Genomic DNA, 21,654 nt, shown 5'->3' on the forward strand with positions numbered 1-21,654 from the left:
GCGTACTCAGCCAAATAGCTTTGAAAAATAAATGGCGTATACCTAGGTCATATATAGACTTTGGTGTACGCCTTTATAAATTATGGAATAGACAACCTCTTCGAGTGGGCTTCAATAGAAGCTTTTCTTATAGGCATTAATCAAGCCTCTGCAGGCTGCTGCTCCTCGTTTCTTACTAATGATGCTTTCTCCCAACGTCCCAATAGATAGTAGAACCATGAGAAGAAGAAGGTTAATACTTGAATGAAACCTAGCGTGAAAAATACTCCTGTTGTTACGTTCTCAAATAAATGAGGAAGAGTAAACATACTCACGATGACGATGACGTACATATTTACGATGGTCAAAGTCATGCTTCCTTTGGCATCTCCTGATCCTGCTACAACAAAGATAAAGACAGTAGCTACGATATTCAGAGCCCATGGAATGGAGTAGAACATGATAAACTCTGAAAATAAAGGGACAAGATGTGGCTCAGCAGCCAGAAGAGAAGCAAATATGGAATGCGAACTCATGACAAGAAGTGCCACAAGACTTCCAAAGCTTAATAGAACAGTGGCCATTTTTTTAACTAGATCACGAATCTCATCATATTCTTTAGCCCCTACATGCTTAGATACCATAGGTATTAAGCTAGAGGTGAAATTTTGAGCCAGCACACCAAAGAAAGCGAAGATATAAGTCCCAACAGCAAAAACATTAAAGGCATCAGACGGATAGTAAGAGAGAATGAGTATATAAAGAAACATAGAAAGGTTGAAGGTTAATCCAGTAAAGACCTGTGAGCTAATATAACCTTTGTTTTCAAGCAAAAGCTTATAATCCAGTCTCCAGGATAAATCGGATTTCTTCATATTAATCTCCAAGTAATCTTTTAAGAAAATATGCCAAAATACAAAAATGGCACAGCATAAATTAGCGATGATGGTCCCCATAGCTGCTCCAGACAAAATAGGGAGTCCAAGATTGTTAAATAAGAGCATGGAAAGTGGTGTTACGATTATATTGATTATTGCAGTTAACGCTAAGGCTTTATATATAATTTTGATTTTCCGAAAATACCTAGGTAATAGTAAAAGCAAATTATTAAGAGACATAAAAACATAGCCGAGCAAATACACCCCTAAATAATTTTTTACAAATTCACTTGTAGCTGCATTGACCCCAAATAACTTCACTAGCAAAGGAAGAAAAAGGACTCCAAGACAAGTGATTACTATACCACCATAAATGGTGAAGGAGAAGGCTCCTCTAATTCCCCTTTTAACCTCATCTAATTTCCCTGCTCCTAGATTTTGACTGAGGTAAATAAGAAGGGAAGAAACCACGGCTACTAAAACAGCTTCGATAAGAATAACCACTGAGGCGGAGACTCTAACAGCCGCTAGTGCATCTGCTTCCCCTACCATAAAGTAAATCCAAAATAAATCGATCCATATTAATAGTAGATCAAAAATACCTATTAAAGTGACCGGCAGAGAAAAGGTTAAGATTGATTTCCACGTATTTTTCTTGTCCATACCTATAGTCTCCTCTGTGGTTTGCTACCGGAAAGTGTAAAGTAAAAAGGAGTGTAGCTGGAGCTATCTAAGCCAAACAACTCTTCAACCTCATCAATATTAAAGCTTTTAATTGGTCTGCAAAACTGCTCCTTATCGGAGTGCTGTAAACAAAGAAACTGAGCGATAAATCCTAGGGCAAGTAAATAATCTGAAGCATTTTTATCTGTAAGACAACGATGATCTAAAAGCAAAAAAGTAACAAAAGAAACACCATATGAATTAACAAAGGGATAAATTTTATTTAAGCTTTGATAGCTAATGGGCTGCTGTTTATCTGTGGAACAGACAAAGTCCCCTTCTCCTACGTTATAATAAGTCAACGCTTGAATGCTGTGCTTATCCTCAAATTGAAAAAATTTCGCGGTATCCCTAATTACCTGTTCAAGACGGCTATTAAACTCATCCGGATTCGTTAGATATTTTGGATAGGGGTATGTGATTGAATGAAGATAAGGACCACTGTTTCTGATTGCAGCAGTTTCCATAAAGCTCGAAATATCTTTGAAGTTCGTCGAATCCATAGCCATATCTATTAATTCAAGATGAATCTGCTGTTGTGTGCAGTGAAGCTTGTACGTCAGACCAAGCTGTTCGCCCACGTATAACACGTTGTATAGGAGATGACCTGCTTCTAAAAGAAGGAGTGTCTTTTTAATATGTAAATAATAAACAGGATACTTGTCTTCAAATTCTATGAGTATATCTCCTTTAGTAGCATGCAACACATTATTTCTAAAATATTCCAGTCTGTGATCAGTGGGATGCTTTGATATAAAATATTGATCTCCTAAAGCGATAAACAGCTTAATAGGATACAAACTTCTGGGTGATGGATAACCTTTATGGGTTTTATAGTGTGTATCCTGTTCCACTCTATTGAAATCATTAAGCTGTAGCAGGAGCTCAAACCTCTCTAGCTCTGAGTTGCTTAAACTAGTAGGGATCTCCGCTGTGACCGATTGGTAATCGTTTAAATTGGAGTGAAGCTGTTGTTGGATAGAACGGACGCCATAGTTAGAAGCTAATTCTCCAAGAAAATCTTTTTTTGTATACATGCTTCTGCCCCCTTTTAAGCGAGTGGATGGATGTTTTTCTTTTTTATTTTTATCTGCTCTGTATCAGATTCATGCTGTCGGATAAGATGTGAGGTGAAGTCTAGAGGAACAGCACCTAGCAGCAAAGCTTTAGTACAGGACAACCCAAATGCATGGAGAAATGGATTGCCTTGATCCACAATGAGTACATCGGAGTAAGTGTCTTTAATACGGTTAAGAAGGACCTCGAGCTCAATGGACATATCTTGATGCTGAAAGGAGTAATGCTCCAAACTTTTGTAGGGAATGGTTTCAGCTCCTCCTACCTTTTCTTCTATTAATGGCTTGCTTCTATAGGACAAAAAGTAATGGATGTGTTCAATCACTTCATTGATATGCTGTGTTTGCTCAATATGAGCGATTTTTTCTCGTAGCCATGTAGGATCTTGCTTGCGAATATCCTTGAAGGATTTGTAGGCTTCAAAGAAGGCCGCCTCTAAGGCATGCTGAGCTTGCAGGTGACAGCCTAAACCAGTGACAGAATAAAAGCGATTCTCTTGATTTTGGCTAGTAATGAGACACCATACTACAGGTATGTTCATAGGATTCTCAAGATAATAAAAGGATAAATCATAGTTTAACGCTTCAAAGTAAAGCATCTTACCTCTAATTGATAACATGTCACTTGGAAATTCAATTTTTTTCAATGGCCGTCCATAAAACCAGGCTTTCATAAATTGATCTCTTTCAACAACTTCAAGAATGGAGTAGAAGCTTGCTTCAGTGTACGTATTTCCAATAGCACATCCGTTAGAACTGTCATATACATATTGATTCTCTATATGCTCAAGCAGATACTGAGACATTTGCTCAGGTACAAGGTGAATCTGTTTAGTTAAAAGAGAGGCAGCTTGGACCCATTTCATAAGTAGCTCAGGAGTATAAAAGGATAACTGATGCTTTTGTGTCATTTCATCCGGATAATAGCCAAATTTTTCGGGATCGATTGCTTTGTCAGAGAGCTGTGTATAGGTCCCTGCCACTGATTCTGGAAGCTCGTAGGCAGCAGCACATCTTTCTAAATACTCTAAAACTGCTTTTTGTATGGCTTTCCCTTGATTAAAGTCGTATCCATATCCTTGAATCACAAATCTTTGGCGATTTGCTAGGGAGACATTTCCTTCATCAATATTTAGTACATATCCCCCTTGATAGAACATCATTAATTGCATAAGTTCTTCAATAACAAGCGGAGACTGTAATCGTTTGTCGTAAGAAAACTCCTTAAGCTGATCCGCTTTTGCTTCATAGGAAACGGTGATAATAGCTTCCTTAGAATTAAAGGAAAGCTTGTCATAGCGCTCATGGTGAATAAGAAAATAAAATAGCTGACGTTGTATGTCTTGAATATGCTTGTGAGGGTAATGCAATGTACTCTTTGACTGCTGACGATATTCTTTCTCCTCTGTTCTAGGGGAAGAATTTGATGCTGCTCTTATTTTTACAATGGTTGCTCCTGAGCTAGTTTCTTCAACTTTATACTGACGATTATCAAATTGAAGGATATACGTTTGCTGTTCTTCGTTAGAACTCTTCTCTTTGTAAAAATTCTGCCCTTCGTTATAGCATAATAAAACACAGCTCGTAGATAGTAGTAGATCTCTAAGCTTACGTTTGTATAATGTGACGCTCATTTGAAGGGGCTCCTTTGTTGGTCATTGTATGATTGGCGTATAGGGAAATAAGTAGGGACCGAGTCCCTGCCTGCCCCGATGCTACATCGTATACCTGTCCAGCACAGAGCATTTCTTTACCATCATTGGTATGATTAAGCTGAACGGAGCTTTCATTAAAATAGATACTCATGAACTTTAAGAGAAAAGAGTCTTTATCTAGTTCATACTCCTTTTCAAAGCTTGTGCGTGGATTAATCCTTTTTCCTATCTTTTCTTTTACTTGATCATCATTCTCTATCAAGTAAAGAAGATTAAAGAAGGCATCTTGTTGATCAAATCCATAGGAGTAAATAACTCTATTAAAGGCATGGTAGGTCACATAAACAAGGGGAAAGTAGGACTCATAATCAACCTGAATAGAATGTCCAGTTAGACGGCCCTCATTTAGAAAGCTATCCAACAGCTGGGCTTCATGAATGTTTCGTGTAGCTAGTTTCTTAATGTCATTTGTATAAATTGCAAGATCTATCTTAAGAAGAGCATCGGTATTAAGATCATCTAACTTACCTTTTTCGAGCTTCTCTAGCAAAACATAAGCCGCATATTCCAGCTGTATATCACTTTCTGTTCCACCCTGAGCGTAAGGACATTCTTCTAGGGAAAGATAGAGGAAATCCTCATAGATATAGACGAAGAGCTTGTCTTGTTTAGTATCGTTATTTGAAATGAACAGCTGTGCCGACCCATTTAATTCTGTTGCTAGATTTAGTTCGCATGAAAAAGGGAGATGCTCTTGTAATATAGCTAAAAAGCTTTTTGGGCCAACGATTTCCTGAAAGGGAAATGCTTCTTTACTTGACTCTTGTTCCATTTCCGTTTCTATTTTAGCTACACCTTTATTTAATAGAACCTTTAAAAATTTTGCTTCAAAGGTTTGTAGAGAGTGCATGTTCTCTGAAATAGACTGCTGATTTTCGATGTGCTTTAACAGCTCATAGATTTTCTTTCTTTCTGGATCTCCAAGATGAAAAGCAAGATTGATCTCATTTGTTGTGACAATAAAATCTTTTTCCGTATCAATAATGTGTAACGTAGGATCTAGTATGATCTTCATTTACCTAACCTCCAAAGCCGCTTGATCATATTTAAGACTGCTATAAAAGTAATTCATATAGAATTTTTCAATCGGTTTAATTTTCAGTAAGACTAGCTTTTCATATAAAACGTTCAGGATCCATTTGTTTGTGCAGGAAACATGGTCTAACAGGAGCTTTTCCCTCGTTTCTTGGTTCTTAAAAACCATAGAATGCCGTTCATTATAGAGGTGCAGGTAGGGAACAATATCTGTTTCATAATTTTTAGGTGAAAAAAAATTGATAAATCCTTCATCTACATAGGCTCCAACGACCTCATAAATATTCATTAGATCCTTTAATAGCCCGGGGTTATCCTTGTTTAGTTGAGCTTCAAATAAAGGTAAATCCTCTTGAATCTGAGCATCAAATCTTGCTCTAACTTTATCCCGGTCATGCTCTTTTAAAGAGTTAATCAGCCCCACGTAATGAGATAAATGAGAAGCGTACCCATTTGATTGGAGACCAGATTCCTTATGCAGCATAGTCTCAGGCAATGCCTGAACAAAAGGATACAATTGAATAATGATATCTAAGATTTGATTTTCTATAAAATAGTTCTGTGCAAAATGCTTATCGAAGGTATGATGAATCAGTAGGTACAGGTGCAATTGCTCACTATTTTCAAAAGAATAGAAGTCATTTTTTTCAAGCACTTGAACATCATTTTGAAAGATAGTATCTAGGCCGGATTCAGCCTGAGTAAGCTTAGCCACTTTCAGGTATCTTTGTTTAAATTCCTCAATATCATAAATCGGTGAGGGATGTACTTTTTGAATCTGCTCTAGCTGATGCGTAATATGAGCACACCGCTGTTCCTCTAAATATCCAAACAAGCACAGGTGGTAGCCATTTTCCCAGCTCTGCTTTACAGAAAGCTGTTCTTCAACAGTAACTAGATGACGAATGTAGTCAAAGACGGGGGAATGTATAGCCTCATCAAGAAAGTATTTAATTTCGTACAGTTTCATAATATCCTCCTAAAATTTCTAATGGATACTTTAGGTTGTGATACGTATAGCAGGAATAAGCGTATATTTCTTCTTCTAATTTGCGGTCTGTTCCAATAAATCGGTTCATGGTCATATGCACCATACTTTTTAATATGTAATGGGCTCTATCATTTTCAAAGGTGTGTACGATCCTTTTTACATAATTTCTCTGATCCATTCTTTTCTGCTTCATCGTTGCGTTCATTGGATCGAATAGCTTAATCGCAGAATCTCCCAGAGCAATGTACTGTTTCCTATTCTTTTTAAACGATCTCAAATGCTTTTTTTGCTGTTCCTCTATGTTGCTTTCAAGAAAATTCATGCCACTTTCATACGTTTCAAACATATCCATGATTGTATGCAAGCACAGAATTAGACCGATCTCCAATTCTGACTTACCTTTAAAGAAATGGGAGCCTAATAAATAGTGCAGCCATCTTGTCTCTTGACAGAATATATCATACGCGTAAGAGCTAAGCAGTTCTCCACCATAGCGTTCATATTCGGGGAGAAAAAGCTCCTCTGAAAAGGCCTTAATAATTTTGTCCTGCACTAAGGTAGTCAAAAAATGCTTTAGATTCGTACCTAGATGATCATTTTCCTTTTTTACTCTCAATCGAATATGTTCATCAGGATCAACATAATGGATGATAAAATATTTTTTTGCTCCAAGCTGTTCAACGTAATTCAAACATGTCTGTAATGTTGCTAGTCGTTTCCCTTGGCGATAATAGATATTAAAGTAGCTCCAGCTAAAATCAAAATGGGCCGGTTCATCCACTGTATAATTTGGATTGGGCTGAGCTTTGACGTGTGGTTGCTCTTGTTTCTCAGGAAACACCGTTACAATGTAATCCTGGATGTAGTCGGTTTCTTCGGGATGAACGTCCAGGGCCTCTATTAAAGTTAAAGTAGCCTGTTGATCAAGCTGTTTGAGTTCTTCTACGATTAGAGTCAGACCGAGCTCCGTTTCTGTCAAAATAGGCATAGTCTGATCACCAGTTAGAAGATAGACAATGGGAGAGACTGCATATAGCTTCATAAAATGCTTAATGTATTCCAATTCCGATAGGCCACTCTCACTTGCTTTACGCATCTCTTCGTGGTGTATATTCCAGCGCATAGGAGAAAGAATGATATTTTTATGCTCGAACCTTGGGACAAAAGCTAATTGCTTTTGCCAGCTAAAGGTAAGGTTTTCAGGAGTTGTGGTCATAAACTTACCTAACTCAGCTAAAAAGATGAGAGCAGGATTTTCATTAAAATTGCTGTAATGTAGGAGATGTGTAGTTACAGGAATTACTTTTTTATCTAAGGATTTACTTTTAAGGTATAGTCCACTTTTGTCCATGCCCACAAATAAATCATGAAGGGGAATGTTGCTCCTATGGTCAGCAGAGCCAGTATTTAAGTTAATCTGGTATTCGGATGAATAATAAGTAATACCAATATCACCATACTGTAGCGGTATGGCATTAATTTCAGCACTGATATAATTTTTATCCCTATATTTAGGCATTTCCTTTTGATTCAGTGAATCACAAAATCGTCCAGAAAAAGACCCTGCAGTAGCACTAAAGGCATTTTCAGTAATTAAAAATATTTGCTGCTGCTCCAGTTCAATAATGGAGAACTTCACATCATAGCCTTCCTGAGGCTTATAGAGGGCTCCATCACCAAGGATGTTCTTTAAATTCTGAATATGATCGTTTGATAGTTTAATTGATTGGTTTTGTTGAATGAGTGCCTCTTGAATTAAACGTAGGACATAGGCATCCCATTGCTTTTCCGATTTCTTTGTTCGTTGATTGACTATGTGGGGTAATCCAATCCCCGTATCTGTATCTATTAAATCTAACAAAGGTCGCTCATGAAACAGTCCATACTCATTAAGAAATCTAGTACAGTACTCCTCCCATGTTTTATGATTAATGGAAAGGAAATCAAATGCTTTAAGAAAGCTAATGTCCTTAAGGAACGCCTCAACCTGTTGCTTGTCAAGCTCAGGTACTCGCCTCTCAAGAAAAAGGTCGACTACAATATAGCGTTGACTAGTGCAAACATTAGACATTTGATTTATCACTTCAAGATACGTGTTTATCCCTTCCCCGATGGGCTTCTGTTCATAAGATTCTAATCCTTCCTTTATAGCTACTAATCTACTATATAAAGATATATGGATATTCTCCCTTTCTAGAATAATTTGTTGTAGCCCATCCTCGTCCACCATAGAGCTAGGTCTTAGTCTACTGTAAAGAAAGTCATGCTCTAATAATGTTTTGAGTGAGCGTAGCAAAGGGACAGAAAGAGTAGTATCTCCTCCGGAAAAGAACTGAATAAACTCCTTAATGGTCTTTGGTTCACTTAAATATCGAATGACTTCGGAGATAAAAGAGCTTTTTTTAAACTCTACACGTTTTGTCTGTGTTTCTTGGGCAACATCAAGATAAATATACTCATTTGTCTCTCTCAGCATTGAATTGCAATAGATCGTTAGAGAGGAGTTTTCCACAAGTTGACTTTCAATCAGCTTTGCAAGCTTTGATAACCACTCTACAGAAACTCTAGCTTTTTTATAAACTGAAGAGATTGGTTTCTGAGAAGCCTTAGAAAAATGCTCTCGACTAATGCCAGAAAAAAGTCCAAAAGGCATTGGTCTAGAGGACATCCTAAGCATATACTTCATAACTTTATGTATGGTGTCTTTCTGTAAGGGCTTTTTATGATCTCGGACACGGACAAGCTCTTCAAATAATGCTCGGCTGGCTACAAGAATTCTTTCCATAAAAGCTGAGTCATGAACCAGTTCAAGAACATATGATTTAGGGTCTTCTAATTGAAAGATTGAATAGATATTAGCTTGAGTCAATACGGGTCTTCTAGAAACATATTGTTCATGAATAGGCACACCGCAACACTCTTTCTTCAGTTTATTTCTGTCTTCTTTTGGTAGAAAGAGTGCTCAGCAGATACAACTGAGCACTCTTTCATTTCTAAGTAGTTTAATTGAGATTAGTTACCGAATCCTATCTCTGGTAATGATGGGTTTACTTGTGAACAGGAATTATATCCCTGAGAAGCTCCCATTTTTTCTAGAACTGTAGAAGATGAAACCTCATACACCTCTAGTTCTACTGCGAAATCCTCTTCAAATAATTTTTTCATGATAAGTCCTCCTTTCAACTGGTTAATAGTATTAGATAGAGTTTGAATTATCTATCTATTTAAATAATAAGGAATATTATAACTTTTGTAAATAACTATTTTTCATTTTTTGGGACAAAAATTAATTTTTGGGTATACCTAAATACTGGAAGCCCTTATAGCACTAGGATTTATAGATTTTAAAAAAAATAAAAAATACAAATATTTAAGAGATTTTTCGGCATATTTTACACTATTAACAGCACATTTATATGAAATCAACATAAGAAAAGTAGAATAGTTTTTAGATCAGGCATGCAAATCAAATGATAGGAAAGGTGTGATAGGTAGGTTTTTGAACTAGATGATGGATAAATATTCTAACTGAGAGTAAGAATGTTGGGAAGCAGCTAATGAGTAATAGAAAAGGTAAATAAAGACTTTTATATGGATGTTAATAGTAGTGGTATATATGAGCATGGGACAAGTGTTACACGACATTTGTTCCATGCTTTTTTGCATGTGTTTGCCTATCCCAATGCGTATGCTCCTACATCTATGGCTTCTTAGTAGAAAAATAGTAAAAAAATTAATGGAATACTCCCAAATAGGAAATTCGTCATAAAGTGGGCGATGATAATAGGTAACAGTCTTCCATGCCATTCATAGATAATCGCTGCTCCCAATCCCCAAAAGAAAAACGCAACAGCATAAACAATAGCCCCTGTTAGAGTGCCAGCTAACATAATATGCTGAATACTGAAACCGATTGTTGGTATGAGGATAGCCACCCACTTTTTAGTAACTGCGGCTAGTCGCTTCTGAGCATATCCTCTATAAAGTAACTCTTCTATTGGGGCGTTAAGTAGAGGAAATAAGGTAGCCGATACAATAGCTGAAACAATCATAAGAGCATAGGGCATTTCAATATCATATCCACCTGGAGCGAATACAGCTTCAAAATGTAAGAACATCTCTGCTTCAAACATGACCCACATCGTCCCCATGACGGCCAACACAAAAGGAAAGTATAAAACCATAATCCAAAGAAAGCCTAAAAGTATATCCTTACCAAGCCTAGCTCCCTTAAAATCTATTAATTGGGCAATAGAACTTCCTTCCTGCTTAAGCACACGATAGAGAATGTAAAAGCAAATCAAATTAATAACAGTAAAATATAATGTTGAAATCCCCGGCAATAAAGGAATTGTATAAGCTGTGTCAGTCAAAATAAACAGCAGATATGTAATAGCTGCACCAACTAGGAGTAAAGGAATACGAATAAAAGAAAGAATAAGTGGCCATTTCCATTTGTTTTCTGTGGATGATGTCATAGCAAGCTCCTTAATTTGCGAATATAAACCCAATATAGTCATAGCTAGGTTCTTAACACTAATATATTCTTTAAAATAGGGAGAAATCCTTTGTTTCCTCTTTACCGAAAATTCTGGAAATGATATCTTAGAAGGAGCATCTCTCCTAGAAAAATGAACGATAGTCATTCTAAATAATTTAATCATGTATTCATAAAATTGATGGCTAGTTTCATCAAACAAAAAGGAGGATTTACAATGAAATGTGAATGGTGTGAGCAGGAAGGGGCAGTTGAGGTCAAGAAGGACTGTACCTGGATAGAGCCAGCAGGTAAAGCAACGGTAGTGGTGGAGCAAGTACCTGCTATAGATTGTTCAATCTGTCAGGATATTTATATAACTGATGAACTCACAGAGGAGGTAGAGGAAGCATTAAATAGTGTCGATTTGGAAGAACTAGGTGAGGCGTTTAGCTATGAGGAGCTAATGAATGCTCCAAGGTTAAGCATATTTGATTTATATAAAAAAGAAAGTGAGCATAAAGGACATTCGCGAGCGTCTGGAGCTTGTAAATTCTAGGAGGATGTGGGGTGAAACGAATTGAAAATCAAACCGTTAGACCTTAAAAGCTATCAGGAGCTTATACAGGTTGCTTTGAGAAAGTCTCCTGCTGATTTATGGTTCAAGAATGCTCAATTTCTAAATGTATATACCGGTCAACTGCAAAGATCGCATATTGCATTGAGTAAAGGGAGGATTGCTTATGTAGGAGATAAGGAACCCTTAACTGATAAGCGTACTGAGGTTGTGGAGCTAGAGACTCCACAAATTTTAGTACCAGGATATATTGAGCCACATGCGCATCCTTTTCAATGGTATAACCCTTATACGTGGGGGCGTTTTCTAGTTACCCAAGGGACCACGACTTCTATTAATGATAACATGGCTCTTTTTAAATATCTCGATGATGAACAAGCGCTCAGTTTTATTGAAAAGCTACATGCAGAAGAGGGACATTTGTGGCTTTGGTGGTCCCGCTTTGATGCTCAAACCGGTCTAAGCCAGGAGGAAAATCGGTTTGCTCCGTCAAGCCTTAGGAGATGGCTTAAGCACCGTTTAGTTGTTCAAGGGGGAGAATTTACATCATGGCCTTTGTTACTAAAAGGGAATCAAGCTTTAGCTGAAGCTATGCTTATCACAAAGCAGGAATTTCATAAACGGGTGGAGGGACATTTACCTGGCTCCTCCCCTGAAACGCTTAATGCTATGGCTGCTTCTGGTGTAACGGCAGATCATGAGGCTCTATCAGGGGAGGACGTGATCGAGCGCTTAAGGCTAGGGCTGTATGCCTCGCTAAGATATTCCTCCATTCGTCCAGATTTGCCTAATCTACTCGAAGAGATAAAGGCTCATCCAGAATTAAATCGATCTCGAATCTTATTGACCAATGATGGGTCTATGCCTTTTTTTGTGGAGCAATCCGGGTGCAACAGAATGATTGAGCATGTTATAGCTGCAGGTTTTTCACCTATTGAGGCTTATCGGATGGTTACGTTGAATCCTGCTACTTACTATGGATTAGAGGAGGAGTTAGGCGGGATTGCACCAGGTAGACTAGCTCACATTAACGTGTTACAGGATGTATTAAATCCTACTCCGCTGCGTGTCATGGTGGACGGCAAGTGGGTTGTTCAAAATCAAAGCACCGAGCGTAGCCATTACTCAGAACAGAGACAGTCACCTCAATGGATGAAGGAGTATTTTCCACCAAAGACAGCCTCATTGACTATCTCTTCGGAAATGTTACATCAATCTCCTGCCCCTGTAGGTATTGAACTCATCAATGAAGTCATTACAAAACCGTATGAGCTTGATCCACACGGTGCACTAGAGTTAAATGAATTATATCTTAGCTTAGTCGACGAGCACGGCAAATGGGTGCTTAATACAAGAATTAAGAATTTCGCTTCAAACTTACAAGCGTTGGCTAGTACATACACAGCATCAAGTCATTACCTACTTATGGGAAGAGATAGGGATGAAATGGCTCAAGTGCTAGAGCATACCTTGGTTAGAGGTGGAGGAATTCAAGCCACTTTTACTTCTGGTGATGAGGTGTGGGTCCCCTTACCTCTAGCTGGGGGCATGAGCGATGAGCCCATGAACCTATTAATGCAACATAGTAAGCATTTTGTTGAGAAGCTTAAGGAGAACGGCCATCCCTTTGCTGACCCTATATACACATTATTATTTTTAACGGCTACCCATTTACCTTTTATTCGAATGACAGATCATGGATTATATTTAATTAAAGAACAGAAGGTCATTGTTCCTTCACATAAGCTATAGTATACAAAATGCCTCTAAATTTTCTTTAACTCTTTACTCAAAAAAAGGATTTATTGATATAATGGAGAAGTGTTTTCGGAAGAAAAGGATATATGGATAATCAGCTAGAAAGGGTGGACAAGTTGAAAAGATGGTGGTTTCTAGGTTTAACCATGCTTTTACTGTTTTTTGTAGTCGCATGTAGTAATAATGAGCCTGTTGATATAGAGGCGCCTGATGAAGCGAATGAGGAAGAGATTGAAGAGGTGGAGGAGGATGTTGAAGCTCCATTTACAGCTTCACTTACTGGACTAGGTGTACAGCAAGAAATAACAGACCGAATTATAGCTGTCATGATTAATAACCAAGGCAGTGCTCGTCCTCAGTCTGGACTTGATCAAGCGGATATGATTTATGAAATTCTTGCCGAAGGAGAAATTACAAGGCTGGTTGCTTTCTTTCAAAGCCAATCTCCTGATGTAATTGGCCCTGTGCGTAGCCTGCGTCCTTATCTTATTGATTTAGCCACAGGCTTTGACGCTGTATTTGCTCACGCTGGAGGATCGCCAGAGGCATTAAGTAGGGTGCAAACAGAAGGGTTAGCCTCATTAGATGAAATCTATAACGCTGGAAACTCGTTTTATAGAGTTGATTTTAGAAGGGCTCCACATAATCTTTATACAAGCTTAGAGAGATTAAGAGCGGGGGCAGAAGGTAGAGGCTTTAGGCAGGAGGGTGAGATTCCTACTCTACTGTTTAAGGATACAGAAGAGGAAATGACAGGTACGGAAGCAACAAATATACGAATTGATTACCATTCCTTGTATCATGTTGCTTATGAGTATGATGAAAGTACTCAGCTATATACACGTACTGTAAGAGACGAGCCTCATATTGATATGGAGACAAATGAAGTTCTCACGACTACCAATTTACTTGTTATAGAAACGCATCACAGAGTTTTAGATGATGTTGGTCGCAGAGCGATTGATGTAATGAGTGAGGGGAAGGGTTATCTTTTCCAAAGGGGGAAAATGCAAGAGGTCGACTGGAAGAGAATTGATGGTGTAATTAGACCTTTAATAAATGGTCGAGAGGTTGGACTATACCCTGGTGTGACGTGGGTAAATGTTATCCCTGATAGCCCTGGGCTAACTGAAAGAGTGCAGATTGGTAATGGAATTGAGCAAGAGGATTCTGATTCTAATGATTAATGTAGCTTCCAGCAAGAGAAGATATAACTTTAAAAGGGGGAATACCTGTGCAAATAGATAAGCTTCGTGGCAAAGAATTAGATCAGCTTTTTAATGCCGTATTGACGTTAAAATCTGTAGAGGACTGCTATATTTTCTTTGATGATTTATGTACGGTCAATGAAATCCAATCCTTAGCTCAGCGCTTGGAGGTAGCACGGATGCTAAGAGAAGGATTTACGTATCATAAGATTGAGTCAGAAACGGGCGCAAGTACAGCAACGATTTCCCGTGTGAAGCGTTGTTTGAATTATGGAAACGATGGCTATATCATGGCGTTAGATCGTATTGAGAAGGAAAAAGGTTCAGATTAAAAAGGGTACAACAAAATAATTAGTAAGCTATACGAATGAATATGTAAGTAAAGGAAGCAGAATGAAGCTATGGGTAAAAACAGTCACATCAAGCAACAGAGCAAGCAACAAAACGAATCACAAATCGGTCACAGAGAGCAGCTAAAAAAGAATAATACACGATTATTTCTGTACTACATGAACAGTGTGCTATTGCCTATTATTTTTATTACCGTAGTCGGAATTTATATGTCTATTCAAGGAATAACGATTGAGCAAGCAGAGTCATTTCCTACTATTGTGGTTTTGGGTATATATTCCGTATTATTGTATCTGAACTTCTTGCTAGTGCGGACGTTAGAGCATAAATGGGTGCATTTTGCTTTTGGTGTGCTTGTTCCTGTAGGTACTTTATTATTTTTAGGGTTTTTCTTACGTTAACAGCTTCTTTTTATATAAAGCTGGAAAGTTATGGTTATAGAAAATATACCACCTAGAATGGGAGTCAGAGAGCGGTAGAATTTCCCCTCTAAAGACATTCATCTTAATAGGTGGTTTTTTATATGTATGGTTTTCCAAACACACAGCACTAAATAATTCCAAACAAATAAAGAATGTATGTTTGCTTTTGACTTTTGTACAGCTTAGGAATTTGGTATAATGTCTGATGAGAGTTAGGAGGAGCGCCATGATTGATACGAGTACCTGGAGACATGCTTTTAAGCTTGATCCAGATAAAGATATAACGGATGAACATCTAGAAGCCCTGTGTGAGTCAGGGACGGATGCCATTATTGTTGGTGGGACATTAGGTGTTACGTTTGATCATACGATTGATTTACTTAGTAGAATTAGACGATATGCTCTGCCCTGCATTCTTGAAATTTCGAATCGTGAGGCGATTGTACCCGGCTTTGACCATTATTTCATCCCGGTTGTACTAAATGCAAAGAATCCAAAATGGTTGTTTGAACCACATATTGAAGTTATTAAAGAGCTTGGTACGATTATTCCTTGGCACGATATATCTACGGTAGGTTATTGTGTGTTAAACAGGGATTCAAGTGTGGCGAAGCTAACAGAAAGTGATACAGAGCTAACTGTGGAGGATGTGCTCGCTTACGGAAGGCTAGCAACACATGTATTGAACCTGCCCTATTTTTATATCGAATATAGTGGGGTCTATGGGGACATTGAACTGGTTAAAGAAGTCTACGGTAGATTAGGAAAAAGCGAAAATGGAAAAATTCAAATGATTTACGGTGGAGGCATTAGCGATAAAAGGCAGGCAGAAGCCATGAATGGTGCTGCTGATATGATAGTGGTCGGAAATTTAATTTATGAAAATATAGAGGCGGCGTTGCAGACAGTAGTGAAGGAGGAAGTGGAATGAATCCAACAGCAGCTAGATTAGTGGACGGTTTGAATGAACAGCAAAGGCTGGCCGTTGTGACGACAGAGGGACCCGTGCTTCTTATTGCCGGTGCAGGAAGTGGAAAGACGAGGGTGCTTACGCATCGCATTGCTTTCCTTTTAGCAGAGAAACGGATTACACCTTGGAATATCTTAGCGATAACGTTTACGAATAAAGCAGCAAAAGAAATGAAGGAAAGAGTAGCTAGGCTCGTTGGTGGAGCAGCGGAGGATATTTGGATTTCTACCTTTCACTCGATGTGTGTACGCATTCTAAGAAGGGATATTGATCGCTTGGGCTACAATCGTAGCTTTTCTATTTTAGACAGTACCGATCAGCTTTCCGTTATTAAGGATGTCATGAAGAGATTGAACATTGATCCTAAAAAGTTTGAGCCAAAAGCCATTCGAGGCAGTATCTCTACGTTTAAGAATGAGTTAAAAACACCTAAGCAGGTTCATCAATTGACTGGCAATTATTACGATAAAATTGTAGCGGATGTTTATGAGGAATATCAAAAGGTCCTTAAATCCAACTCATCCTTAGATTTTGATGATTTAATTATGAAGACGGTTGAGCTTTTTCAAGAGATTCCTGAAGTCTTAGAATTTTATCAGAAGAAATTTCAATATATTCATGTGGATGAGTATCAGGATACGAATAGAGCTCAGTATATGCTTGTGCAAATGCTGGCCGATCAGTTTCAAAATATTTGTGTGGTCGGGGACAGTGATCAGTCCATTTATCAGTTCCGAGGAGCGGATATTAGTATTATCCTATCCTTTGAAAAAGACTATACGAACGCTAAGGTTATTAAGCTAGAGCAGAATTATCGTTCCTCTAAGCGCATACTACAAGCGGCAAATGAAGTAATTAAGAATAATGCGGGTCGAAAGGCTAAGAACCTGTGGACAGAGAATGATGAGGGACAGAAGCTAACGTATTTTCGTGGTCAAAATGAGCATGATGAAGCGTATTTTATTACGGAAAAGATTAAGGAATACTATGATCAAGGTATAGAATATGAGAATGTTGCCATTCTCTACAGAACGAATGCTCAGTCTCGTGTGATTGAGGAGGTTTTCCTCAAGTCAAATATTCCTTATCAGCTAGTCGGAGGAATTAAGTTCTACGATCGAAAGGAAATCAAAGATATTTTAGCCTATTTGCGAGTGATTTCTAATCCTGATGATGATACTAGCTTAAGACGAATCATTAACGTTCCTAAACGAGGAATTGGGCAGGCGACCGTTGATAAGCTAGCCGAATATGCGGCAGAAAAAGGGATGTCCATGTATGCGGCTTTAGGTGAGGTGGATTTTATTGGCTTAAGTGCTCGCGCAACGAATCAGCTTGCTGCTTTTTATGAGCTTATGAAGAATTGGATTCAGATGATCGACTACCTAACGGTGACTGAGCTAACGGAGGAGGTTCTTAGCAAATCTGGCTATCGGGAAGAGCTAGAAAAGGAAAATACGCTAGAATCGAAATCACGCCTGGAGAATATTGAGGAGTTTTTATCCGTTACGCTTGAGTTTGAGAAAAATAGTGAGGATAAGACGTTGCTTACGTTCTTAACGGAGTTGGCCCTTGTTTCAGATATCGACCAAATGGATGAGGACGAGCAGCTTACGAAGGTTGTCTTAATGACCTTGCATTCAGCAAAGGGCTTAGAATTTCCGATTGTTTTCTTAGTAGGTATGGAGGAAGGCTTATTTCCTCATAGTCGCTCCTTGATTGATGAAACGGAGATGGAAGAGGAGAGACGCTTAGCGTATGTAGGTATTACGAGGGCGGAGAAGGAGCTCATTCTAACGAATGCCAAGATGAGAACCATCTTTGGTCAGACGAAGGTTCATCCTGAATCACGCTTTATTGATGAGATTCCAGGAGACATTCTAGAGCGAACGGGTGAGTCAGGCCCTGGGGAGGATGTAGGCTATAGAGCGCTGGCAGGAGTCAGCCCTTCCTCTCGGCAGCTTAGCGGTGGGTTTCGAGGAAGAAATCCAGAATCCAGCCTACGTTATGCACAAGGTAAGACAGGGGCAGCAGGAGCAGAGAATCTAGGATGGACAGTTGGTGACAAAGCGAAGCACGGAAAATGGGGCATTGGAACGGTCGTTAGCTTGAAGGGAGAAGGCGATGATTTAGAGCTGACGATTGCCTTTGATCAGCCTGTTGGCTTAAAGCGACTTTTAGCTAAATTTGCTCCTGTAACGAAAAGCGATTCATAGACTGAGAATCACAATGACCATGCTGAGTTCATGATCAAAAATGAGTAGGGCAAGAAACTGCCGTTCATAGATAAGTAAGCTGTGAGGAAAAGAAAGATGATAACCCAAGGAAAGAGGGAGATATTCGTTGAGTAAGGAGCAAGCCATACAGCGTTTAGAGGAGCTTTATACAGAGATTGAGAATCACAATTATCAATATTATGTTCTCGATCAGCCGACGATTTCAGATCAGGAGTGGGATAAGCTCATGAAAGAGCTGATTGCCTTAGAGCAGGAGCATCCTGAGCTAAAAAAGCCTAATTCTCCAACAGAGAGAGTTGGAGCAGAGCCGCTACCGCACTTTACGAAGGTCACTCATGAAATCCCTATGCTGAGCTTAGGGAACGCTTTTGATGAAGCTGACTTAAGGGATTTTGATCGCAGGGTGCGTCAGGCTCTTGGGCCTGAGGAGCAGGTAGAGTATGTAGCGGAGCTAAAGATTGACGGTTTAGCTGTTTCTTTACGCTATGAGCAGGGGGAGTTCGTGCGTGGAGCGACTAGGGGAGATGGAACAACGGGGGAGGATATCACCCAAAATCTGAAGACAGTTCGATCTATCCCCCTGCGCTTAAAGCAGAAGGTTGATCTGGAGGTTCGTGGAGAAGCATATATGCCGAAGAAGGAATTTGAACGCTTAAATAAAGCACGCGCTGAACGAGGCGAAGAGCTATTTGCTAATCCAAGAAACTCAGCTGCTGGATCCCTGCGACAGCTGAATCCACAAATTGCGGCTGACCGTAAGCTAGATATCTTTTTGTATGGTATTGCTCATTTACAAGGAATAGATGCTGAATCCCATAGTGCTGGATTAGATGCGCTAGAGCAGCTAGGCTTAAAAACAAATAAAGAAAGAGTGGTCTGCCAGTCCGTTGAAAAGCTCCTAGAGTATATTCAAGCCTGGACAGAAAAGCGTGCAGAGCTTCCATATGAGATTGATGGTATTGTCATTAAGGTGAATAAGTATGCTCACCAGCAGCAGCTAGGCTTTACAGCCAAAAGCCCAAGGTGGGCAGTAGCTTACAAGTTTCCTGCCGAGGAATCGATTACAATCCTCCATGACATAGAAATCAGTGTCGGACGGACAGGAGCTGTTACTCCTACCGCTTTGCTAGAGCCTGTATTGTTGGCAGGGACGACGGTAAAGAGAGCGTCTCTACATAATCAGGATTTAATTAAAGAGCGCGATATTCGTATTGGTGATCATGTTATTGTGAAGAAGGCAGGGGATATTATCCCTGAAGTGGTGGGAGTCATCGTGGATAGGCGGACAGGGGAGGAGCAGTCCTATGAAATGCCTACGCACTGTCCTGCTTGCGGAAGCGAGCTAGAGCGTATTGAAGAAGAGGTTGTGCTACGCTGTTTAAATCCTAGGTGTCCAGCTCAGATTCAAGAGGGGATGATTCATTACGTTTCGAGAAATGCGATGAATATTGACGGACTTGGAGAAAAGGTCATTATCCAGCTATATCAGCAAGCTCTTATCCAAGAGGTAGCAGATTTGTATTATTTAGAGCGTGAAAAATTATTACAATTGGAGCGTATGGGAGAAAAGTCGGTAGACAATCTTCTACAATCCGTTGACCAAAGCAAGCAGAACTCCTTAGAGCGACTTGTTTTCGGCTTAGGGATTCGTTTAGTAGGAGCGAAAGCGGCAAAAACGCTAGCACAGTACTTTGAAACGATGGACATGTTAATGCAAGCTACCGAAGAAGATTTAACGAGTATTAATGAAATTGGCCCTAAGATGGCTAACAGTGTAGTTACGTATTTTCAAAAACCAGAAGTGCACCGCTTAATTGAACGACTTAAACAGGTGGGAGTAAATATGGAATATAAGGGCCCTAAGCTATCTGCTGCTGAGGAAAGTGATTCTCCTTTCGCTGGAAAAACAATTGTATTGACAGGGACTCTAGAGCATTTCAAGCGAAACGAATTAAAGGAGAAGCTCGAAGCCTTGGGAGCCACAGTGACAGGAAGTGTGTCAAAAAGCACGGACCTATTGATCGCAGGGGAAAGTGCAGGCTCAAAGCTGACGAAGGCACAGGAATTAAATATTCAGATTATGGATGAAGAGGAATTGCTTAAGCTTTTAGCTGAGTAAGCCGATTTAACTAGTTGACAGATGAAGAATGAAACAAGAGGATCTCAGTAGCTATTATTTGATAGAGCTGAGATCTTTATTTTTGGAAGAACCGTATATAATATTTTACGTAATGACATTTACTCCATAAAAAGTTTATGATAGGCTCGAAAAAGGACATAATTTTCAATTTATTATAAAAGATTAAAGGAGAGGATCAGAAGCATGGGCACAGAGGAGCATAAAAATAAAGAAAATGAAGAAGATGTAATAGGAGGACAATCAGGTAACGAAAATCCTCCAGATCAGGTACAGAATGAAACAGAGCAGCCCTTAACGGAAGAGGAAGCTTGGCATCAGGCTGAAAATACGTATACACCTGAGCAGGAAACAGGCGTTACCCAAGATGCTGTATATCAAACTGAACCAAGTTCACCCTCCTCGGCACACACCCCATCAGAGGAGTCAACAGGCTCAGATAATGATAAGAAGGCAGATCAATTTCAAGCGTATGTGGATCAAGGAAAGAAGATTGGAAAAAACTACTTCTCATTTTTTGTCCAAGCCATCCAAGCCCCAACGAAAGCTTCGGTCAGACATCATGAATCCTTCTCCAATGCAATCGTATCACTTGCTTTAATTACTTTACTTATTCCTACTATTATGTATCTTCAATTTAGACCATTGTTACAGCTTGCATCTATGTTTGGGGGAGGTCCTTCACCAGCAGGAACATTATTTTTCAGACCTCTTTTATATATAGCTTTATTAGTTACTGTCATTGTGTTTATCATATTTGGGATAACAAAGCTGATGAAGGTTCAGTATTCCTTACAGCAGATTGTTGCTAGATTTGGAGCATTGCTTATCGCTCCTATCGGAATTTTAATTGTCAGTTTACTTTTATCTGTAATGCAATTGGGTTGGGGGGTTCCAGTAGCAGGCTTAGGCATTCTTCTTATTTTCTTTTCAGCAGCTTTCACCATATACTCCTTCCGTCATCCAAATGAGGAAGGGCTAGACCCTTACTTTGGTATCATTTTATTACTTGTTGGGATTGGACTATTTAGCAGAATCGTGATGAGCGGAACCTTCAATCTATTTACAAACTTTCTATAGGCATTTATTATAAGCATTTAATAATAAGATAAGTATGTGA

The 21,654-nt window shown here is 39.1% G+C and carries 17 protein-coding genes; 9 read left to right on the forward strand and 8 right to left on the reverse strand.

Translation table 11 applies throughout. The annotated features are described in order from the left end of the window. Positions 1-140: 140 nt before the first annotated feature. From J2S11_RS15380 to J2S11_RS15415, 8 genes are all read right to left on the reverse strand, one after another. Complete coding sequence (locus J2S11_RS15380; RefSeq protein WP_307396013.1) at positions 141-1,520, reverse strand: MATE family efflux transporter; 1,380 nt, start codon at positions 1,518-1,520, stop codon at positions 141-143. 2 nt (positions 1,521-1,522) lie between these two features. Next, positions 1,523-2,617: a hypothetical protein gene (locus J2S11_RS15385; protein WP_307396015.1), complete on the reverse strand. Its 1,095-nt coding sequence runs from the start codon at positions 2,615-2,617 to the stop codon at positions 1,523-1,525. Positions 2,618-2,631: 14 nt separating this feature from the next. Continuing rightward, entirely contained in the window at positions 2,632-4,290 is a 1,659-nt protein-coding gene (locus J2S11_RS15390; protein ID WP_307396016.1) for a YcaO-like family protein, read from the reverse strand. Then, the gene (locus J2S11_RS15395; RefSeq protein ID WP_307396018.1) at positions 4,265-5,386 is read right to left on the reverse strand and encodes a hypothetical protein; all 1,122 of its coding nucleotides are present in this window, start codon (positions 5,384-5,386) and stop codon (positions 4,265-4,267) included. The genes J2S11_RS15390 and J2S11_RS15395 overlap by 26 nt, the downstream gene beginning before the upstream one ends. Then, positions 5,387-6,376, reverse strand: coding sequence for a hypothetical protein (locus J2S11_RS15400; RefSeq protein ID WP_307396020.1), 990 nt, complete (start codon positions 6,374-6,376; stop codon positions 5,387-5,389). Continuing rightward, positions 6,357-9,305 (reverse strand): lantibiotic dehydratase, encoded by a 2,949-nt coding sequence (locus tag J2S11_RS15405; RefSeq protein ID WP_307396022.1) that lies wholly within the window; start codon positions 9,303-9,305, stop codon positions 6,357-6,359. The genes J2S11_RS15400 and J2S11_RS15405 overlap by 20 nt, the downstream gene beginning before the upstream one ends. A 104-nt stretch (positions 9,306-9,409) precedes the next feature. After that, on the reverse strand, positions 9,410-9,562 hold the full coding sequence (locus tag J2S11_RS15410) for a thiopeptide-type bacteriocin (RefSeq protein ID WP_307396024.1): 153 nt from the start codon (positions 9,560-9,562) through the stop codon (positions 9,410-9,412). Positions 9,563-10,107: 545 nt separating this feature from the next. Further along, positions 10,108-10,875: a CPBP family intramembrane glutamic endopeptidase gene (locus J2S11_RS15415; protein WP_307396026.1), complete on the reverse strand. Its 768-nt coding sequence runs from the start codon at positions 10,873-10,875 to the stop codon at positions 10,108-10,110. Positions 10,876-11,112: 237 nt separating this feature from the next. On the opposite strand from J2S11_RS15415, the gene J2S11_RS15420 reads away from it, so the two are divergent. From J2S11_RS15420 to J2S11_RS15460, 9 genes are all read left to right on the forward strand, one after another. Continuing rightward, entirely contained in the window at positions 11,113-11,433 is a 321-nt protein-coding gene (locus tag J2S11_RS15420; RefSeq protein WP_307396027.1) for a YokU family protein, read from the forward strand. A gap of 21 nt (positions 11,434-11,454) precedes the next feature. After that, the gene (locus tag J2S11_RS15425) at positions 11,455-13,203 is read left to right on the forward strand and encodes an adenine deaminase C-terminal domain-containing protein (RefSeq protein WP_307396029.1); all 1,749 of its coding nucleotides are present in this window, start codon (positions 11,455-11,457) and stop codon (positions 13,201-13,203) included. A gap of 122 nt (positions 13,204-13,325) precedes the next feature. After that, positions 13,326-14,396 carry a DUF3048 domain-containing protein gene (locus tag J2S11_RS15430; protein ID WP_307396031.1) on the forward strand — a complete coding sequence of 357 codons (1,071 nt, stop codon included), beginning with the start codon at positions 13,326-13,328 and terminating at the stop codon, positions 14,394-14,396. Positions 14,397-14,443: 47 nt separating this feature from the next. After that, positions 14,444-14,749, forward strand: coding sequence for a YerC/YecD family TrpR-related protein (locus J2S11_RS15435; RefSeq protein ID WP_307396032.1), 306 nt, complete (start codon positions 14,444-14,446; stop codon positions 14,747-14,749). Positions 14,750-14,818: 69 nt separating this feature from the next. After that, entirely contained in the window at positions 14,819-15,169 is a 351-nt protein-coding gene (locus J2S11_RS15440) for a hypothetical protein (RefSeq protein ID WP_307396033.1), read from the forward strand. A gap of 247 nt (positions 15,170-15,416) precedes the next feature. Next, the gene (pcrB, locus tag J2S11_RS15445) at positions 15,417-16,121 is read left to right on the forward strand and encodes a heptaprenylglyceryl phosphate synthase (protein WP_307396035.1); all 705 of its coding nucleotides are present in this window, start codon (positions 15,417-15,419) and stop codon (positions 16,119-16,121) included. After that, positions 16,118-18,376 (forward strand): DNA helicase PcrA, encoded by a 2,259-nt coding sequence (gene pcrA, locus J2S11_RS15450; protein WP_307396036.1) that lies wholly within the window; start codon positions 16,118-16,120, stop codon positions 18,374-18,376. Before pcrB ends, pcrA begins: the two co-directional genes overlap by 4 nt. Positions 18,377-18,503: 127 nt before the next feature. Beyond that, positions 18,504-20,516, forward strand: a complete 2,013-nt coding sequence (gene ligA, locus J2S11_RS15455; RefSeq protein ID WP_307396038.1) for an NAD-dependent DNA ligase LigA — start codon at positions 18,504-18,506, stop codon at positions 20,514-20,516. A 204-nt stretch (positions 20,517-20,720) separates the two neighbouring features. Beyond that, positions 20,721-21,614, forward strand: a complete 894-nt coding sequence (locus tag J2S11_RS15460) for a Yip1 family protein (RefSeq protein WP_307396040.1) — start codon at positions 20,721-20,723, stop codon at positions 21,612-21,614. Positions 21,615-21,654 lie beyond the last annotated feature (40 nt).

Source organism: Bacillus horti, from assembly GCF_030813115.1.
In the GTDB taxonomy this organism is placed as follows: Bacteria; Bacillota; Bacilli; order Caldalkalibacillales; family JCM-10596; genus Bacillus_CH; species Bacillus_CH horti.